The organism is Sinomonas sp. ASV486 (assembly GCF_030908215.1).
GTDB lineage: Bacteria > Actinomycetota > Actinomycetes > Actinomycetales > Micrococcaceae > Sinomonas > Sinomonas puerhi.
Map to the genome: position 1 here is coordinate 79644 of NZ_JAVFJK010000014.1, position 15122 is coordinate 94765.

The window sequence follows — 15122 nt, forward strand, 5'->3', positions numbered from 1 at the left end:
CGTTACGTCCGCGGCTCGGGGGCGTGCCGCCGTCGTGCGCGAGGAACCGAGGCTCGCCCGGAAGCCCCGGAGCGCCTGCGGGGAAGGCGGTAGTCTCCCAGCATGAGCCGTTCCCGAACCGCGTCCGCCCCCGCGTCCGGCACCGCGAGCATCCGGGACGTCGCGGAGCTCGCGGGCGTGTCCGTGGGCACGGTGTCCAACGTGCTCAACCGGCCTGACATCGTCCGCCCCGCGACCGTCGAGCGCGTGCACACGGCTATCAAGGAGCTCGGGTTCGTGCGCAACGACGCCGCGCGGCAGCTGCGCGCGGGCCGCTCGACGACGATCGGGCTCGTGGTGCTCGACGTCCGGAACCCGTTCTTCACCGACGTGGCCCGCGGCGCCGAGGACGAGGCCGCGCACGACGGGCTCTCCGTGGTCATGGCGAACAGCGACGAATCGGCGGAGCGCGAGGCCTCGCATCTGGACTACTTCGAGACGCAGCGCGTGCTCGGAATGCTCATCTCGCCGATCGGTGACCTCGGAGACCGGCTCGAGCGCCTCCGGGCCGCGGGCACCCCGGTGGTGCTCGTGGACCGGACGGCGGGCAACCGCAGCCTGAGCTCGGTGGCCGTCGACGACGTCGAGGGCGGCCGCCTCGCCGCCCAGCACGTGCTCGGGCTCGGTCGGCGACGCCTCGCGTTCGTGGGCGGCCCGCACGATCTCGACCAGATGCGCGACCGCCTCGCCGGGGCCCGGGCCGCAGCCGACGGCGTCAAGGGAGCGAGCGTCGAGGGGATCGCGACGGCGGGACTCGGCTTCGAGGATGGTCGACGCGCCGCCAAGGCCCTCCTCGGGCGGCCAGCTTCCGAACGCCCGGATGCCCTCCTGGCGGGCAACGACCTCGTGGCGATCGGCGCGCTCCAGGTGCTGATGGGGGAGGGCGGACTCCGCGTCCCCGAGGATGTCGCGATCGTGGGCTACGACGACATCGACTTCGCGAGCGCCGCAGTGGTGCCCCTCTCGTCCGTGCGCCAGCCCCGTGAGCTGATCGGCGAGACCGCGGTGCAGATCCTGCGAGAGGAGGCCGAGGATCCGTCCCTTGAACCCCGGCAGGTGGTGTTCAAGCCCGAGCTCGTGGTGCGGGACTCGACCGTGGGGCGCGGCGCGCAGGGATGACCCCGGTGAGGACATAGGCCGTTGGTCCGTATCCTGCTCACGGGCCGGGGTTGTAGGTTCGCCGGTGGAGGCGCCATGCCCTCCTGAGCTGTGGCTGCAGCACACCCCGTGTCGAGGAGGTTCCACCATGAAAGCACTCGTCTACCACGGCCCCGGCCAGAAGGCCTGGGAGGACGTCCCAGACCCGGTCATCCAGGACGCCACGGACGCGATCGTCAAGATCGAGACCACAACGATCTGCGGCACCGACCTGCACATCCTCAAGGGCGACGTCCCCGCCGTGACCGATGGCCGCATCCTCGGGCACGAGGGCGTGGGAGTAGTCACCGAGGTGGGCCCGGACTGCACGAAGGTCAAAGTGGGCGACCGCGTGATCGTCTCGTGCATCACCAAGTGCATGGACTGCGACTTCTGCCGCGCCGGGCTCACGTCACACTGCCAGACCGTGGGCGGCATCGGCTGGATCTTCGGCCACCTCATCGACGGGACCCAGGCCGAGTACGTGCGCGTTCCGTTCGCGGACAACGGGCTCATCCCGCTCCCCGAGGGCGTCACGGCCGAGCAGGGTGCCATGCTCAGCGACATCCTGCCCACGGGCTACGAGATGGGCGTCCTGTATGGCGCGGTCAAGGAGGGCGACGTCGTCGCCGTCGTGGGATCGGGACCGGTGGGCCTCGCGGCGATCATGACGGCGGGGCCCGCCGGCGCGTCGAAGGTCATCGCCGTGGATGGCAACGAGTACCGACTCGAGGAAGCGCGGAAGTTCGGCGCAACGGATACCGTGCTGGTGGCCGACGGCGTGGACGTCGCCGCCGAGCTGAAGAAGCTCAGCCGCGATGGGCTCGGCGTCGACGTCGCGATCGAGGCCGTGGGCATACCCGCGACGTTCACCACGGCGCTCGACTCGATCCGTCCCGGCGGCCGCGTGGCCAACGTGGGCGTGCACGGCAAGCCCGTCGAGTTCCCGATCGACCGCGACTGGATCAACAACATCACGATCACCACGGGCCTCGTGAATGCGACGACGGCGCCGGAGCTCCTCGACAAGATCAGCTCCGGCGCGATCGACCCCGCCAAGTTCGTGACCCACCGGTTCACGTTCGGGCAGATCACCGAGGCCTATGACACCTTCGCCAACGCCGCGACGGAGAAGGCGCTCAAGGTCATCATCACCGCGGAGTAGGGTCAGACGGCCTCGAGCACGCTCACGTAGTTCGCGATCGCGAGGCCGCCCATGTTGTGCACGGCCGCCCGGCGCGCGCCGGGGAGCTGCATCTCCCCGGCGCTCCCGGTGAGATGCATGGCCGCGACCACGTGCTGCGACACGCCCGTGGCTCCCACAGGATGGCCCTTGGCCTTGAGCCCGCCGGACAGGTTGACCGGCAGCCGACCGCCCCGGTACACGGACCCGTCCTCGATCGCCACGCTCCCCTTGCCCCGCTCCGCGAGCCCCATCACCTCGTACATGAGGAGCTCGGCGATCGTGAAGCAGTCGTGGACCTCGGCGAGGTCGAGGTCCACGAGGTCCGCGCCGGCCATGGACAGGGCCCGGGCCCACGCGGCCCGGCTGCCGGCGAACTCGAGCGGGTCGCGCTTCGCTGCGGGCAGGAAGTCGTTCGCGTGCCCGAACCCCGCGAGGCGCACGGGATCCGCGGCGGCGCCCGACGGCGCGTGGTCGGCCGAGAGCACGAGGGCGGCGGCGCCGTCGGACACCGGGGAGCAGTCGGTGCGCCGCAGCGGCGCGTCCACGATGGGGTTCTTCTCCGAGACGGTGCGGCAGAACTCCTCGCCGAAGTCGCGGTGCATGTGCGCGTACGGGTTGGCCATGCCGTTGCGGTGGTTCTTCGCGGCGATCGATCCGAGCACGTCCGAGACCTGGCCGTAGCGGTCCTCATACGCCCGGGCCACCTCCGCGAAGAGCCCGGTGAAGCCCGTGGTCGAGGGCCTCCCGGCCGACTCGTACCCCGCGCCCAGGAGTGCCGCGCCCACGGTGTCGGGCCCGGCTGCGGTCATCTTCTCGGCCCCTATCACGAGCACATTCCGAGCCGTCCCGGCCAGGAGCGCCCTGACGCCCTGCTGGAACGCTCCCGAGCCGGAAGCGCACGCATTCTCGACGCGGGTCGCGGGCACATTGGCGAGGTCGTCGGAGACCTGCAGCGCGAGCGAGGACGCGAACGCGAGCGGCACCATGCCCGCGTTGTAGTTGCCGAGGTAGATCTCGTCGATCTGACCCGGCTCGAGGCCCGAGTTCTCGATGGCCTCGCGAGCGGCGGTCACGACGAGCGACTCGAGCGTCTCCCCCTCGAGCTTCCCGAACCGGGTGTGGCCCCATCCCGTGAGCAGGACGTCGGTCCCGAACTGGTCCTTGAGCGACATCAGCGCGCCACCTCCGCGAGGGCGTCGGCCCGCGCGGCCTGGGGGGCTACGTCGAATTCCGCGCCCGTCTTGTCCCGCAACTCGTCGAGCCCCACGCCGGGGGCGAGCTTTACGAGCGTGAGCCGCCGCGCGCCGTCGTGCGCATCGCCTTGCCTGAGCACGTCGAACACCGCCAGGTCGGTGATGATCCGGTCCACGACCCCGACTCCGGTGAGCGGCAGGGTGCACTCTGCGACGATCTTGGGCGTGCCGTCCTTGGCGACGTGCTCGGTGAGCACGACGACGCGCGGCGTCCCCGCCACGAGGTCCATGGCCCCGCCCATCCCCTTGACCATCTTGCCGGGAATCTGCCAGTTGGCGAGGTCACCGCTGCCGGAAACCTGCATGGCCCCGAGGATCGCCACCTTGACGTGGCCGCCGCGGATCATGCCGAAGCTCGTGGCGGAGTCGAAGATCGAGCCGCCGGGCACGACCGTCACGGTCTGCTTGCCGGCGTTGATGAGGTCGGCGTCTTCGTCGCCCTCGTAGGGGAACGGGCCCATGCCGAGCAGCCCGTTCTCGCTCTGCAGGTGCACGGTCACGCCGTCGGGAAGGTTGTTGGCAACGAGGGTCGGGATGCCGATCCCGAGGTTCACGTAGTCGCCGTCGCTCAGCTCGGTGGCGGCGATCGCCGCCATCTCATCGCGGGTCCAAGCCATGGAAAGGGTCTCCTTTGGAAGTCAGGTTCTGGGAGTCAGGTTCTGAGAGTCAGGTTCTTGGGGGTCAGCCGGCGACGGCGGAGGGCTGGGTCTGCAGCTGCTGGTCCTGCCGGTGCTGGTCCTGCCGATGCTCGGCCTGAGGGCGCGGGCGCGTCGTGGTCTGCTCGATGTGCTTCACGCGGTCTGTGGCCTGCACGAGCCGCTGGACATAGACGCCGGGTGTGACGATGTGGTTGGGATCGAGCTCGCCCGCTGGCACGACGTGCTCGGCCTCGGCGACCGTGATCCGCCCGGCGGTCGCAACGATCGGGTTGAAGTTCCGGGCGGTGTAGCGGTAGACGAGGTTGCCCGCGGTGTCCGCCGTGTGGGCATGGACGAGTGCGACGTCGGCCACGATCCCGCGCTCCCGGACGTAGAGCTCGCCGTCGAACGTCTCGTGCGGCTTCCCCTCGGCGACGAGCGTGCCCACGCCTGTCTTGGTGTAGAACGCGGGGATCCCGGCACCTCCGGCCCGGAGCCGCTCGGCGAGCGTACCCTGGGGCGTGAACTCGACCTCGAGTCTCCCGGCGAGGTACTGCTCCGCGAACAGCCTGTTCTCGCCCACGTAGCTCGCAATGACCTTCGCTACCTGGCCGGCCTCGATGAGGACGCCGAGGCCCTTGCCGTCGATACCCATGTTGTTGGAGGCGACGGTGAGGCCCGTGACCCCGGAGTCCCGCACGGCGTCGATGAGGTCGGCCGGGATTCCGCTCAGGCCGAACCCGCCCACCGCCAGCGTCATCCCGTCCGTGAGCGTGCCGGCCAGCGCCTCGGCGGCATCTGTGTACATCGTGAGCATGGGCTCCTCCTCGAGCTCGGTGGCGTCCCTGATTCAGCCACGTTGTGGACTGTTCTGGTGAGGAGCCTAGGGCCGCTGTTCCTTGGGTCACAAGGGAGAAGGACTCCGACTGTTCACGTGATGGTCGGTGCGACCTAGAATGTCCACATTGTGGCGTGTTTGTTGTGAGGAGGCCGATGGCAGACGTCCAGGGTACGCAGGTCGTGGGGCGGGTTGCACTCCTGCTGCGGATCGTCGCGAAGGCGGGCGGGACGGGGCTATCCCTCCCGGGGATCGTGCGCGCCTCGGCCCTGACCCGACCCACGGTCCACCGGCTCCTCAAAGCCCTCGCAGCCGAGGGCCTCCTCGACCTCGACGAGCCGACCGGCCGATGGCACCTCGGCCCCGAGCTGTACGTCTTGGGCACGGTTGCGGGAGGCCGGTTCGCCGTCGAGCACGTGGCGCGGCCGGCCCTTCGTCGCCTCGCCGAGGCGACGGGCGAGTCGGCGTTCCTCTCGATCCGGCGCGGCAACGAGACCGTGTGCCTCGCGCGCGAAGAGGGGAGCTTCCCTGTACGCTCGTTCGTGCTCTACGAGGGCAAACGGTTCCCGCTGGGCGTGGCCTCGGCGGGCATCGCAATCCTCGCCTTCCTGCCGGAGGAGGAGTCTGAGGCCATCATCGCCGACGACGGCGAGCGCTCCGCCGAGTACGGCCCCGCCCACGCGTCCGGGCCGCTCCGCGACAAGGTCGCCGAGACGCGCGAACTCGGGTACTCAGTCAACCCGGGCCTCATCGTAGAGGGCTCCTACGGGCTCGGCGCGGCGGTCTTCGACCCCGCGGGCCGGCCAGCATGGGCTCTCTCGCTCACGGGCATCGAGCCGCGATTCCGGCCCGGGCGCCGCGAGGAGCTAGGCGAGCTGCTGATGGCCGAGGCACACAGGCTCTCGACGGCGATCGCCTGACGAATCAGCCGCCCCAGACGTCCCCTGCTGCAAGACGCGCCAGATGGGCTCTGGCCTCCTGCTCGCTGACGCCGATCCGGACCAGGCTCTCGATGCTGGCCCGCTCATCGACATACGGAGCCGAGGTTCTGGGAGTCGCGGGTGTGTGTTCTGCGGGGTGAGGGGCGAGCGGACGGCGTCCACCGACCCGTCCAAGTGCGGTCGAGGTGGTGCGGTCGGTGGTGCTGGTGTGCATGAGCGGTCAACCTTGTCTCGAAGGTGCCCATCGCCGTGACGCCATCGTCGCGGCCTGTGGGCTGCTGCGGATACCAAGAAAGCTGTGGAGCCGGAAAGGTCTGCCACACTGTGGTGCCGAGGTGCTGGCCTCATTCGTCACAAGAGGCGCGTCCTCCCTAGGATGCAGCGAAAACCACAGACAACAACAGAGGACAAAGTCCCTGCCCTGCCGCAGTTCCGGGGCGCAGGGCTAGGGTAGGACCATGCCGGACACGGTGACCGGGTGGCTTTTGGACTCCGACCCAGCGCTCCGCTGGCAGGTCGAGCGCGATCTGGCCCACGCGCCGTCGGACGCGTGGGAGGCCTCACGAGCCCGGGTCGCGACCGAGGGGTTCGGCGCGGGGCTCCTCGCGTGTCAGGATCCCGACGGGCAGTGGGCCGGGGGCGCATACTTCCCCGCGGACTTCGACTTCCACGGTCCCGACGCCGCCGAGGGCGCCGGCCAACCTTGGACGGCCACCACATGGAGCCTGAGCACGCTTCGGGAATGGGGCTTCGAGGCGTCCGCCCTCGAGGGAACAGTCAGGAAGCTCGCCGCCAACAGCCACTGGGAGTACGACCCCACGCTCCCCTACTGGGGCGGCGAGGTCGATGCGTGCATCAACGCCGCCACGCTCGCCAATGGCGCCTGGCTCGGCGCCGATGTCACCAGGCTCGCCCAGTGGTTCGTCGACCACCAGACGGCTGAGGGCGGCTGGAACTGCGAATGGGTCAACGGCTCCGTCCGCTCATCGTTCCACTCCACGATCAACGCGCTGCGCGGGATCCTCTCCTACGAGAAGGCCGCCGACCGGCCCGAAGGGCCCGAGGAACCCGGCGATCAACTCCGGACCGCCCGCAAGGCAGGCGAGGAGTACCTTCTCGACCGCCGCCTGATGCATCGAAGGACCACCGGCGAGTTCGTCCCGCAGGGCGCCACGGTCTTTGCGTACCCGTTCCGGTGGCAGCACACTGTGCTCCGCGCCGTGGACTACTTCCGCGAGGCCTCGATCCACGACGGCGCCAGCCCGGACCCGCGCCTCGGTGAGGCGATCGAGGTGATCCGCTCGAAGCGGCGGGACGACGGGACCTGGCTCCAGGAGCACCGCTACCCGGGCCGCGTGTGGTTCGACGTCGACGTACTGCCCGGCGAGCCGTCGAAGTGGCTCACGTTCTACGCGACGCGCGCCCTCAGTTGGTGGGACGAGGCGCGCACCTGAAGGCGCCGGCCCGGGCTACTTCCGGCGGCCGAACTTCGGCAGGTTGGCCATGAGCTCCGTCGCTCGGGCGGCGGCCCGCTCGACCGTGCGCTCCACGGACCGCTGGATCTGCGCGGGACGGCTCGCTTCGGTGCCGCCTTCGTGGGTGTGGGGCTCGTGGGTGTGGGGCTCGTGGGTGTGGGACTCGTGCGTGTGGGACTCGCCCGGGTGGGGCACGACGGCGGCCGGCACCAGGGCGGCCTCCTCCCCGGATACGGTGGTCTCCTCAGGCTCGGCCACAGCGCCCGGCGGGACAGCCGCGGCGGCCGGGGACCCCGGCGTCGTGCGCAGCGCGGCGATCCAGCCGCCAACCTCGCCGAGTGGCTCGACGCGGAGGGCGTAGAAGCGCTTCTGGCCCTGGGCGCGCGTGGTGACGAGACCCGCGTCGCGCAGGACCTTGAGGTGCTTGGACACCGTGGGCTGGCTCGCGGAGAGGGCCTCCACGAGTTCGCCGACCGCCTTGTCCCCCGTCCGCAGGGTGTCGAGGATGTCCCGGCGCGTGCGGTCAGCGATGACGGCGAAGATGTCTGTCACCATGCCCCCAGCCTACCCACCTCAGTCGAACCACGGGTCGAGCCCATGGAGGGGGAAGACCTCCCTGCGCGTGGCCATGACGGCCCGGTCCACGGGATCGTTCGGGTTGAAGCCGATCTCCCACGACCGCCACCACAGGTCTGCGCCCTCGCCCATGAGGGCGGGCGCATCCTTGCCGTACTCGTCGCGCACGTAGTCGCGCCAGGACTGGGGAGTGGGGGTCTGCAGGTTCACGGGATGCCCGGCGGCGATGCCCACGAGATGCGCCCAGGCCCGTGGCACGACCTGCACCACCTCGTACCCCCCGCCGCCGGTGGCAATCCAGCGCCCCTCGCAGAAGCGCCGGGCCAGCGCCGACACGCTCAGCGCCACCTCGCGCTGCGCGTCAACGGTGACCTGGAGGTTGGTGAGGGGATCCAGGTGGTGGGCGTCGCAGCCGTGCTGGCTCACGATCACCTCGGGCCGGAACGCCTCGACCAGCTGCGGGACCACGGCGTGGAAGGCCCGCAGCCAGCCCGCGTCCCGTGTGCCGGCGGGGAGGGCCACGTTGACGGCCGTGCCCTCCGCGTCGGCCCCGCCCGTCTCGGTGGGGAAGCCCGTCCCGGGGAAGAGGGTGAGGCCGCTCTCGTGGAGGGAGATGGTCATGACGCGGGGCTCGTCCCAGAAGATCCGCTCGGTGCCGTCGCCGTGGTGCGCGTCCGTGTCGATGTACACGACGCGGCCGACGCCGCGGTCCAGCAACCGCTGGATGGCTGCGGCAGCGTCGTTGTAGATGCAGAAGCCGGAGCCGCGGTCAGCGGCCGCGTGGTGCATGCCGCCGGCAAAGTTCACCGCGTGGACGGCAGACCCGTCGAGGATCGCCTCCGCGGCCACGAGGGAACCGCCCACGAGGCGTGCGCTGGCTTCGTGCATCCCGGCGAACGCCGGATCGTCCTCTGTGCCCAGGCCCAGGGTCGGTTCGGGCTGGTCGGGGTTCTCGCTCACCCGGTGGACCGCGGCGATGTACTCGCGCGTGTGCACCGTGGCGAGCTCGTCGTCGGTGGCCACGTGGGGCTCGACAAGCGTCACGGTCGGCAGCGAGAAGAGGCCGAGCGCCTCGCACAGCCGGGCCGTGAGGTCGAGCCGCGCGGGGCTCATGGGGTGCTGGTCACCGAAGTTGTAGCTCAGGACCGACTCGCTCCAGGCCACGGCCGTGGGGTACTCGATGCGCCGGATTGCGCTTGGGGAGCCGCCAGCAATGCTGTGCACAGGGCCGGTGGCCCGCTGCTGCGCTGCGCCCTCGGACATGGGGCTAGGCTACCGGACCTCCACTGCGGTGCAGGCCACAAGGCGCCGCAGGTGGTTTACTGTGACACGAAGCCGCCGCCCGGGTCCTCTGGGCGACCAGTACACCCACAGGACACGCTTTCCATGGCCCAGACCAAGCCGACGTGGCAGCCCGCGCCCCAGCGCGAGGGCCTCGGTCCGCTCACCGGACTCCGCGACGTCGTCGACCGGTTCGCCGCCTCGTCCCCGGCACGGCTCGCGGTGCTGACCTTCTCGGTCGCCATCATCCTGTTCACCCTGCTCCTCGCGCTCCCGATCTCGTCCACTGACGGCAGGGTCACGCCGCTCCACGAGGCCCTGTTCACCGCCGCATCCGCGGTCTGTGTGACGGGCCTGACGGTCGTCTCGACGGCGGCGCACTGGACGTTCTTCGGGCAGCTCGTCATCCTGCTCGGCATCTTCGTGGGCGGCCTCGGGACGCTCACCATCGCGTCGCTGCTCACGCTCATGGTGAGCAGACGGCTCGGCCTGCGCAGCAGGCTCATCGCCCAGGAGGGACTCAACACGAGCCGTCTGGGCGAGGTCGGGGAGCTCCTGCGCGTCGTCATCATGACGTCGGTCCTGATCGAGGGCTCGCTCGCCGTCGTCCTCACGGCGCGATTCGTGACGCTCGGCGAGGACTGGTGGCAGTCCCTGTGGCACGGGATCTTCTACTCGATCTCATCCTTCAACAACGCGGGCTTCACTCCCCACTCGGACGGGATCGTCCCCTACCAGCAGGATCTCTGGATCCTCGTGCCGATCGCGCTCGGGGCCTTCGTGGGCTCGCTCGGATTCCCCGTGATCCTCGGCCTGCGGCAGGGCGGATTCCGGTGGAAGAGGTGGAGCCTGCACGTCAAGCTCACGATCCAGGTCTCCGCAATCCTCGTGGCCCTCGGCAGCGCGCTGTGGGGCTGGATGGAGTGGGACAACCCGCGCACGATCGGCGCGATGAACGTGGGCAACAAGGTCATCCACTCCGTGTTCGCGTCCATCATGACCCGCTCCTGCGGGTTCAACCTCGTTGACCAGAACAGCCTGGAGGGCACCACACGGATCCTCACGGACGCACTCATGTTCGTGGGAGGCGGATCGGCCTCGACCGCGGGCGGCATCAAGGTCACTACCCTCGCGGTGCTGTTCCTCGCGATCCTCGCCGAGGGGCGCGGCGACCCAGACGTCAAGGCGTACGGGCGCACGATCCCCCACAGTGCACTGCGGGTGGCGATCTCGGTGATCGTCGCCGGGGCGACGCTCGTGCTCGTGGGCTGCTTCCTCATGGCGGCGATCACGGGGCAGTCGCTCGACCGGGTCCTGTTCGAGGTCCTCTCGGCCTTCGCGACCGTGGGACTGAGCACGGGCCTCAGCGCCGAGTCCCCGCCAGCCGGCATGTACGTCCTGACGGTGCTCATGTTCGCCGGCCGCGTCGGGACGATCACGCTCGCGTCCGGGCTGTCCGTCCGCCAGCGCATCCAGCTGTACCACTACCCGGAAGAGAGGCCGATCATTGGCTAATCCCACCACCAGCACGGCGGCCGCCAGCCGGCGCCCCAACCCCTCGGCGCCCGTCCTCGTGATCGGGCTCGGCCGCTTCGGCGCCGCCACGGCCGAGCAGCTCGTGAAGCAGGGCCGCGAGGTCCTCGCGATCGAGCGGGACGTCAACCTCGTCCAGAAATGGTCCGGGACCCTCACTCATGTGGTGCAGGCGGATGCGACGAACATCGACGCGCTGCGCCAGCTCGGCGCCCAGGAGTTCCAGTCCGCCGTGGTCGGCGTGGGGACCTCGATCGAATCGTCGGTGCTCATCACCGCGAACCTCGTGGACCTCGGGATCGAGCAGATGTGGGTCAAGGCGATCACCCCCTCGCACGGCAAGATCCTCGCCCGCATCGGCGCGAACCACGTGATCTACCCCGAGGCGGACGCCGGCGTCCGCGCCGCGCACCTCGTGAGCGGGCGCATGCTGGACTTCATCGAGTTCGACGACGACTTCGCGATCGTCAAGATGTACCCGCCCAAGGAGACCCAGGGCTTCACTCTGGCCGAGTCCGGTGTGCGGTCGAAGTACGGCGTGACCATCGTGGGCGTCAAGAGCCCGGGCGAGGACTTCACGTATGCCCAGCCCAACACGAAGGTCACGGGCAGGGACATGCTCATCGTCTCGGGACACGTCGACCTGCTCGAGCGGTTCGCAGCGCGGCCGTAGGACGCGCTGCACGGCGAGGCGCAGCCAAAATTCGCGCGACGCGGCGCAGCCAGAAGACGCGTGTCGCGGCGCGGCCACGCGTCACGCCCGGGGCGCGCACGACGGCGCGTGGCGGCGAGCGCTCAGAGGCGGCGCAGCGCGGCGTCGAGCATCTCCTCGGTGAGCCTTCCGGTGGAGGTGTTGTGCGGGCTGACGTGGTAGCAGCCCCGCAGCCGAACAACCTCTGCGCCGCCCGGGAGGCGCAGGAGCACCTCTGCGCCGTGCCCGAAGGCTGGTTTGGGCCGCGGCGCACCCCAGCCGAGTCGTCGGGCGGCCGCGAGGACTGCGTTCCAGCCGACCGCGCCGAGGGCGAGGATGGCTGAGAGCCCTTGGGGCGAGGCGGCGCTCAGGGCCAGATCGCGGTCGAGCCAGTGCCCGCACGTGGCGAGTTCGTCCGGCGTCGGCCGATTCGCGGGCGGCGCGCAGCGCACGGAGGCGACCATGCGGATCCCGGTGAGGGCCATGCCGTCTCCCGCGGCGACCGACGTGGCCTGATTGGCGTAGCCGGTGCGGTGCAGGGCGGCGTAGAGCCAGTCGCCGGAGCGGTCGCCGGTGAACATGCGCCCCGTCCGGTTCGTGCCGTTGGCCGCGGGCGCGAGGCCCACGATGAGCTTCGACGCCCTCGGGTCTCCGAATGACGGCCCGGGCCGGCCCCAGTAGGGCTGGTCCGCGAATGCTGCCCTCCGGCCGCCGATTGCGACCGATTCCCGCCATTCGACGAGGCGTGGGCACGCGCGGCACACCGAACTCATCGCGTCCACGTCCTGGACCGAGCCCGCCGAGGAGGCGAGCCGCGCGACGTCGTGCGCGGTGCGCGCGACCGGAGTCTGGGCCGTTGCGGGGTCGTCGGGCCACCCGGTCCCGGGCGGAACAGGCGAGGCGAACGGCTGGCCCGTGACGGGGTGCGGATCTGCGCGCATGGGACTACGGTATGTCGCACCCCACGGCGGGTGGCCCCCCGGCGGGAATACGCCACCCCGGGCGATGGGTTGGCGCAGACATGACAACGATCGGAATCATCGGAGCAGGACACATCGGCAGCCAGATTGCGCGCAAGGCGGTGGGGCTCGGCTACGACGTCGTGATCAGCAACTCCCGAGGACCGGAGACGCTCGCTGATCTCGTCGCGGAGCTCGGTCCGCGTGCGAAGGCTGCGGTTGCAGCGGAGGCCGCCGAGGCGGGCGACTTCGCGGTCGTCACCGTGCCGTTCAAGAACCTCGAGCAGGTGCCGGTCCAGCCGCTCGCCGGCAAGGTCGTCATCGACACGAACAACTACTACTGGGAGCGCGACGGCCACATTGCCGTCCTCGACGAGGGGCAGGCCACGGTCTCGGGGCTCCTCCAGGAGCACCTTCCGACGTCCAAGGTCGCCAAGGGCTTCAACCACATCCGCTACACAGACATCACGACCGATGGCACGCCCGCTGGCACCCCCGACCGCCGTGCCCTCGCTACCGCGAGCGATTCGCCCGAGGCCGCGGAGCTCGTGACGAGGCTCTACGACGAGTTCGGCTTCGACACCGTCAACGTCGGGCCGCTTGCGGGCAGCTGGCGCGTGGAACGGGACCGCCCCGCGTACGCCGCTGGACGTCAGACCGCAGCCGAGCTCGAGGCCAACCTCGCCAAGGCACCGCGCACCATCTGAGGCGCCCTGCTCTGGGGCGCCTGCAGCGGAGGTTAGGGGCGCACGACGGCGAGGGCTCGCCGTCGTGCGCCTCTCGCCCTCTCACGACGCGGACTGCACCGCTGCGCGGTCGAGGAATTCGAGGAGGGCGCTGGCCAGGAGGTCGGGGGCGGTCATGTTTGCCGCGTGGCCTTGGCCCGCCAAGACTGCGATGCGAGCGTCCGCGAACCTCGCGGCAACGGACTCATACCATGAGCGGCGCTGCGGTTCGGTGGCTTCGCCGACCACGATCAGTACCGGCGCGGCAACTCTATCGGTCTCCAACGGGTCGGCAGCGTGCTCGTTGACCGCGCGCAGTTCACGCGGGATCGTGTACGCCGAACGGAGCATCGCGTGCCAGATGGACTGCGACTTGAGGGCTTCAATCTGCGCAGGTTCCATCCGGGCTGCCGCGGGCAGGAAGAGGTCGAGTGCCTCTTCCGGCAGGCCCGAGGTGACTAGCCGGTCGAGCTCGTCGATGAACGCACGGGGGATGATCTCCACTCCAGAGGGAGCGGTGCTGCCCTCATAGAGTGTGAGACTGCCAAGGTTCGGGATTCGGGGCGCAGCATGGACGGCGACGAGTCCTCCAAACGAATGGCCGTACACATGTACTGGGCCCGGGAGCGCGGCGGCGACCGCGACGGCGTCCTCCACCTCGCGCTTGGTGTCGTACGCCTCGGCGTCCCCGCTCGCGGGGCGTCCGCGCCGGTCGAGGGCTGCGACCGTCATGTGAGGCGCAAGCAGCGGAATCATCCGGTCCCACGCTGTGTGGTCGCACGCCGCCCCGTGGATCGCGAGGAGGGTCGGTCCGGATCCTGTGATCCACACCGCGATCGGGGTCCCGTCCGCCGAGGGCACCGTCTTGCACTGGGTCTCGGTCATGGTTCTTCTCCTGTCAGTGTTGGTTCGGTCATCCCGGAGGCGCGCGGACAGCCTGCCCAGAGTCTGGCGAGTGAGGCCGCGACGTGGTCCGGCTCGGTGCGGTGCGGCGGGTCGAAGTGGTGCCGACCGGGGAACACTTCCAGGCGGAACCGGGGGAACACCCCGGAGAGCCGGTCCGCGATCTCACCGTAGTCGTCCGGGTTGGACAGGGCGCCGAGGGCGAAGTAGACGGGCTTGTCGAAGCGCGTGAGTACATCCCGATCGAGGTCGTAGGTCGCGAAGGTCGTCAGGAACGCGCGGATGCCTGCCGGTCGCAGCGCCATCCACGGAGGCTGCTCCCCGCCCGGAACGGGCAGGCCGGCGGTCACGCCAGGGCGGACGCCGAGCCGGACGAACCGGGCCATGAACTCGTCGGGCTCAAGGCCCTCGAGCTCCTGGTACTGCTCCCACAGGGCCCGGTGCGCCGGACTCCAGCCCCAGTTCCCGGCCCACGCGGGCTCGAGGAGCGCCAGCGATTCGAGCCGCTCGGGGTGCTTTGCCGCGAACGCGAGGACAGAGGCTCCACCGCCCGAATACCCCACGAGGTGGAACGTCTCCCACCCGAGCGCGTCCGCCATGCGCGCGACGCCGGCCGCTTCCGTGTCGAGGGAATAGTCAGGTGGCGGCGTGGGGCTGGCATACACCTCGAGATCCTTGGATACCGCGTGGACGGATTCGCCCAGTCTGTCGTGCAGAGACGAGATGAGCGCCCCGTAGGCGGGCGTGGCAGGCAGGACGCTGCCCGGGAGGAGAATCGCGCGGTGGGCGGGGGACGTGTTCATGACCCAAGAATCCCGCACCGGGGAGTGGAGCAACATCGCGTGATCGCGCTATCTCGTCCATGCGGCAGGCACCCCCGCGTGGCCGGAGGCCGGCCGGACACGGGCCGGACACGAGGCTTGCCTCTGGTCGAGCCGCAATCTGGG

General features: G+C 70.2%; 16 protein-coding genes. 7 read left to right on the top strand and 9 right to left on the bottom strand.

Going from position 1 to position 15122, the window contains the following annotated elements; genetic code table 11:
* Nucleotides 1-102: 102 nt before the first annotated feature.
* Nucleotides 103-1158 carry a LacI family DNA-binding transcriptional regulator gene (locus RBS60_RS17860; RefSeq protein WP_307958889.1) on the top strand — a complete coding sequence of 352 codons (1056 nt, stop codon included), beginning with the start codon at nt 103-105 and terminating at the stop codon, nt 1156-1158.
* Nucleotides 1159-1285: 127 nt separating this feature from the next.
* Nucleotides 1286-2341: a zinc-dependent alcohol dehydrogenase family protein gene (locus RBS60_RS17865; RefSeq protein ID WP_307958890.1), complete on the top strand. Its 1056-nt coding sequence runs from the start codon at nt 1286-1288 to the stop codon at nt 2339-2341.
* A gap of 2 nt (nt 2342-2343) precedes the next feature.
* Here RBS60_RS17865 and RBS60_RS17870 read toward each other — a convergent pair whose 3' ends face one another.
* The 3 genes from RBS60_RS17870 to RBS60_RS17880 all read right to left on the bottom strand — a co-directional run bounded on the left by RBS60_RS17870 (nt 2344) and on the right by RBS60_RS17880 (nt 5070).
* Nucleotides 2344-3534: an acetyl-CoA acetyltransferase gene (locus tag RBS60_RS17870; protein ID WP_307958891.1), complete on the bottom strand. Its 1191-nt coding sequence runs from the start codon at nt 3532-3534 to the stop codon at nt 2344-2346.
* The gene (locus tag RBS60_RS17875) at nt 3534-4232 is read right to left on the bottom strand and encodes a 3-oxoacid CoA-transferase subunit B (RefSeq protein WP_307958892.1); all 699 of its coding nucleotides are present in this window, start codon (nt 4230-4232) and stop codon (nt 3534-3536) included. The genes RBS60_RS17870 and RBS60_RS17875 overlap by 1 nt, the downstream gene beginning before the upstream one ends.
* Nucleotides 4233-4296: 64 nt before the next feature.
* Nucleotides 4297-5070: a CoA transferase subunit A gene (locus tag RBS60_RS17880; RefSeq protein ID WP_307958893.1), complete on the bottom strand. Its 774-nt coding sequence runs from the start codon at nt 5068-5070 to the stop codon at nt 4297-4299.
* Between the two features lie 176 nt (nt 5071-5246).
* On the opposite strand from RBS60_RS17880, the gene RBS60_RS17885 reads away from it, so the two are divergent.
* Nucleotides 5247-6011, top strand: a complete 765-nt coding sequence (locus RBS60_RS17885) for an IclR family transcriptional regulator (protein WP_307958894.1) — start codon at nt 5247-5249, stop codon at nt 6009-6011.
* Between the two features lie 4 nt (nt 6012-6015).
* Here the strand turns inward: RBS60_RS17885 and RBS60_RS17890 are convergent, their stop codons facing one another.
* Nucleotides 6016-6246 carry a hypothetical protein gene (locus RBS60_RS17890; RefSeq protein ID WP_307958895.1) on the bottom strand — a complete coding sequence of 77 codons (231 nt, stop codon included), beginning with the start codon at nt 6244-6246 and terminating at the stop codon, nt 6016-6018.
* 244 nt (nt 6247-6490) lie between these two features.
* Between RBS60_RS17890 and RBS60_RS17895 the strand changes: the two genes are divergently transcribed.
* Nucleotides 6491-7486: a squalene cyclase gene (locus tag RBS60_RS17895; RefSeq protein ID WP_307958896.1), complete on the top strand. Its 996-nt coding sequence runs from the start codon at nt 6491-6493 to the stop codon at nt 7484-7486.
* Nucleotides 7487-7501: 15 nt separating this feature from the next.
* Here RBS60_RS17895 and RBS60_RS17900 read toward each other — a convergent pair whose 3' ends face one another.
* Nucleotides 7502-8062, bottom strand: coding sequence for a metalloregulator ArsR/SmtB family transcription factor (locus RBS60_RS17900; protein ID WP_307958897.1), 561 nt, complete (start codon nt 8060-8062; stop codon nt 7502-7504).
* A gap of 18 nt (nt 8063-8080) precedes the next feature.
* Nucleotides 8081-9307 carry an acetoin utilization protein AcuC gene (locus RBS60_RS17905; protein ID WP_307958940.1) on the bottom strand — a complete coding sequence of 409 codons (1227 nt, stop codon included), beginning with the start codon at nt 9305-9307 and terminating at the stop codon, nt 8081-8083.
* 162 nt (nt 9308-9469) lie between these two features.
* Between RBS60_RS17905 and RBS60_RS17910 the strand changes: the two genes are divergently transcribed.
* Both RBS60_RS17910 and RBS60_RS17915 read left to right on the top strand, forming a co-directional pair.
* Nucleotides 9470-10879, top strand: coding sequence for a potassium transporter TrkG (locus tag RBS60_RS17910; RefSeq protein WP_307958898.1), 1410 nt, complete (start codon nt 9470-9472; stop codon nt 10877-10879).
* Nucleotides 10872-11570, top strand: coding sequence for a TrkA family potassium uptake protein (locus RBS60_RS17915; protein WP_307958899.1), 699 nt, complete (start codon nt 10872-10874; stop codon nt 11568-11570). The genes RBS60_RS17910 and RBS60_RS17915 overlap by 8 nt, the downstream gene beginning before the upstream one ends.
* A 122-nt stretch (nt 11571-11692) precedes the next feature.
* Here the strand turns inward: RBS60_RS17915 and RBS60_RS17920 are convergent, their stop codons facing one another.
* Entirely contained in the window at nt 11693-12529 is an 837-nt protein-coding gene (locus tag RBS60_RS17920; RefSeq protein ID WP_307958900.1) for a uracil-DNA glycosylase, read from the bottom strand.
* A gap of 80 nt (nt 12530-12609) precedes the next feature.
* Between RBS60_RS17920 and RBS60_RS17925 the strand changes: the two genes are divergently transcribed.
* Nucleotides 12610-13254, top strand: a complete 645-nt coding sequence (locus tag RBS60_RS17925) for an NAD(P)-binding domain-containing protein (RefSeq protein ID WP_307958901.1) — start codon at nt 12610-12612, stop codon at nt 13252-13254.
* A gap of 81 nt (nt 13255-13335) precedes the next feature.
* On the opposite strand, the gene RBS60_RS17930 is transcribed toward RBS60_RS17925, so the two are convergent.
* Together RBS60_RS17930 and RBS60_RS17935 are read right to left on the bottom strand one after the other, a co-directional pair.
* The gene (locus RBS60_RS17930; RefSeq protein ID WP_307958902.1) at nt 13336-14157 is read right to left on the bottom strand and encodes an alpha/beta hydrolase; all 822 of its coding nucleotides are present in this window, start codon (nt 14155-14157) and stop codon (nt 13336-13338) included.
* The gene (locus RBS60_RS17935) at nt 14154-14978 is read right to left on the bottom strand and encodes an alpha/beta hydrolase (protein ID WP_307958903.1); all 825 of its coding nucleotides are present in this window, start codon (nt 14976-14978) and stop codon (nt 14154-14156) included. Before RBS60_RS17935 ends, RBS60_RS17930 begins: the two co-directional genes overlap by 4 nt.
* Nucleotides 14979-15122 lie beyond the last annotated feature (144 nt).

Excerpts from the sequence above, each read along its gene's own strand:
- RBS60_RS17935 (WP_307958903.1), bottom strand. The coding sequence starts at position 14,978 with ATGAACACGTCCCCCGCCCACCGCGCGATTCTCCTCCCGGGCAGCGTC.
- RBS60_RS17910 (WP_307958898.1), top strand. The coding sequence starts at position 9,470 with ATGGCCCAGACCAAGCCGACGTGGCAGCCCGCGCCCCAGCGCGAGGGC.
- RBS60_RS17865 (WP_307958890.1), top strand. The coding sequence starts at position 1,286 with ATGAAAGCACTCGTCTACCACGGCCCCGGCCAGAAGGCCTGGGAGGAC.
- RBS60_RS17920 (WP_307958900.1), bottom strand. The coding sequence starts at position 12,529 with ATGCGCGCAGATCCGCACCCCGTCACGGGCCAGCCGTTCGCCTCGCCT.
- RBS60_RS17870 (WP_307958891.1), bottom strand. The coding sequence starts at position 3,534 with ATGTCGCTCAAGGACCAGTTCGGGACCGACGTCCTGCTCACGGGATGG.
- RBS60_RS17860 (WP_307958889.1), top strand. The coding sequence starts at position 103 with ATGAGCCGTTCCCGAACCGCGTCCGCCCCCGCGTCCGGCACCGCGAGC.
- RBS60_RS17880 (WP_307958893.1), bottom strand. The coding sequence starts at position 5,070 with ATGCTCACGATGTACACAGATGCCGCCGAGGCGCTGGCCGGCACGCTC.
- RBS60_RS17875 (WP_307958892.1), bottom strand. The coding sequence starts at position 4,232 with ATGGCTTGGACCCGCGATGAGATGGCGGCGATCGCCGCCACCGAGCTG.
- RBS60_RS17890 (WP_307958895.1), bottom strand. The coding sequence starts at position 6,246 with ATGCACACCAGCACCACCGACCGCACCACCTCGACCGCACTTGGACGG.
- RBS60_RS17900 (WP_307958897.1), bottom strand. The coding sequence starts at position 8,062 with ATGGTGACAGACATCTTCGCCGTCATCGCTGACCGCACGCGCCGGGAC.
- RBS60_RS17885 (WP_307958894.1), top strand. The coding sequence starts at position 5,247 with ATGGCAGACGTCCAGGGTACGCAGGTCGTGGGGCGGGTTGCACTCCTG.
- RBS60_RS17895 (WP_307958896.1), top strand. The coding sequence starts at position 6,491 with ATGCCGGACACGGTGACCGGGTGGCTTTTGGACTCCGACCCAGCGCTC.
- RBS60_RS17925 (WP_307958901.1), top strand. The coding sequence starts at position 12,610 with ATGACAACGATCGGAATCATCGGAGCAGGACACATCGGCAGCCAGATT.
- RBS60_RS17930 (WP_307958902.1), bottom strand. The coding sequence starts at position 14,157 with ATGACCGAGACCCAGTGCAAGACGGTGCCCTCGGCGGACGGGACCCCG.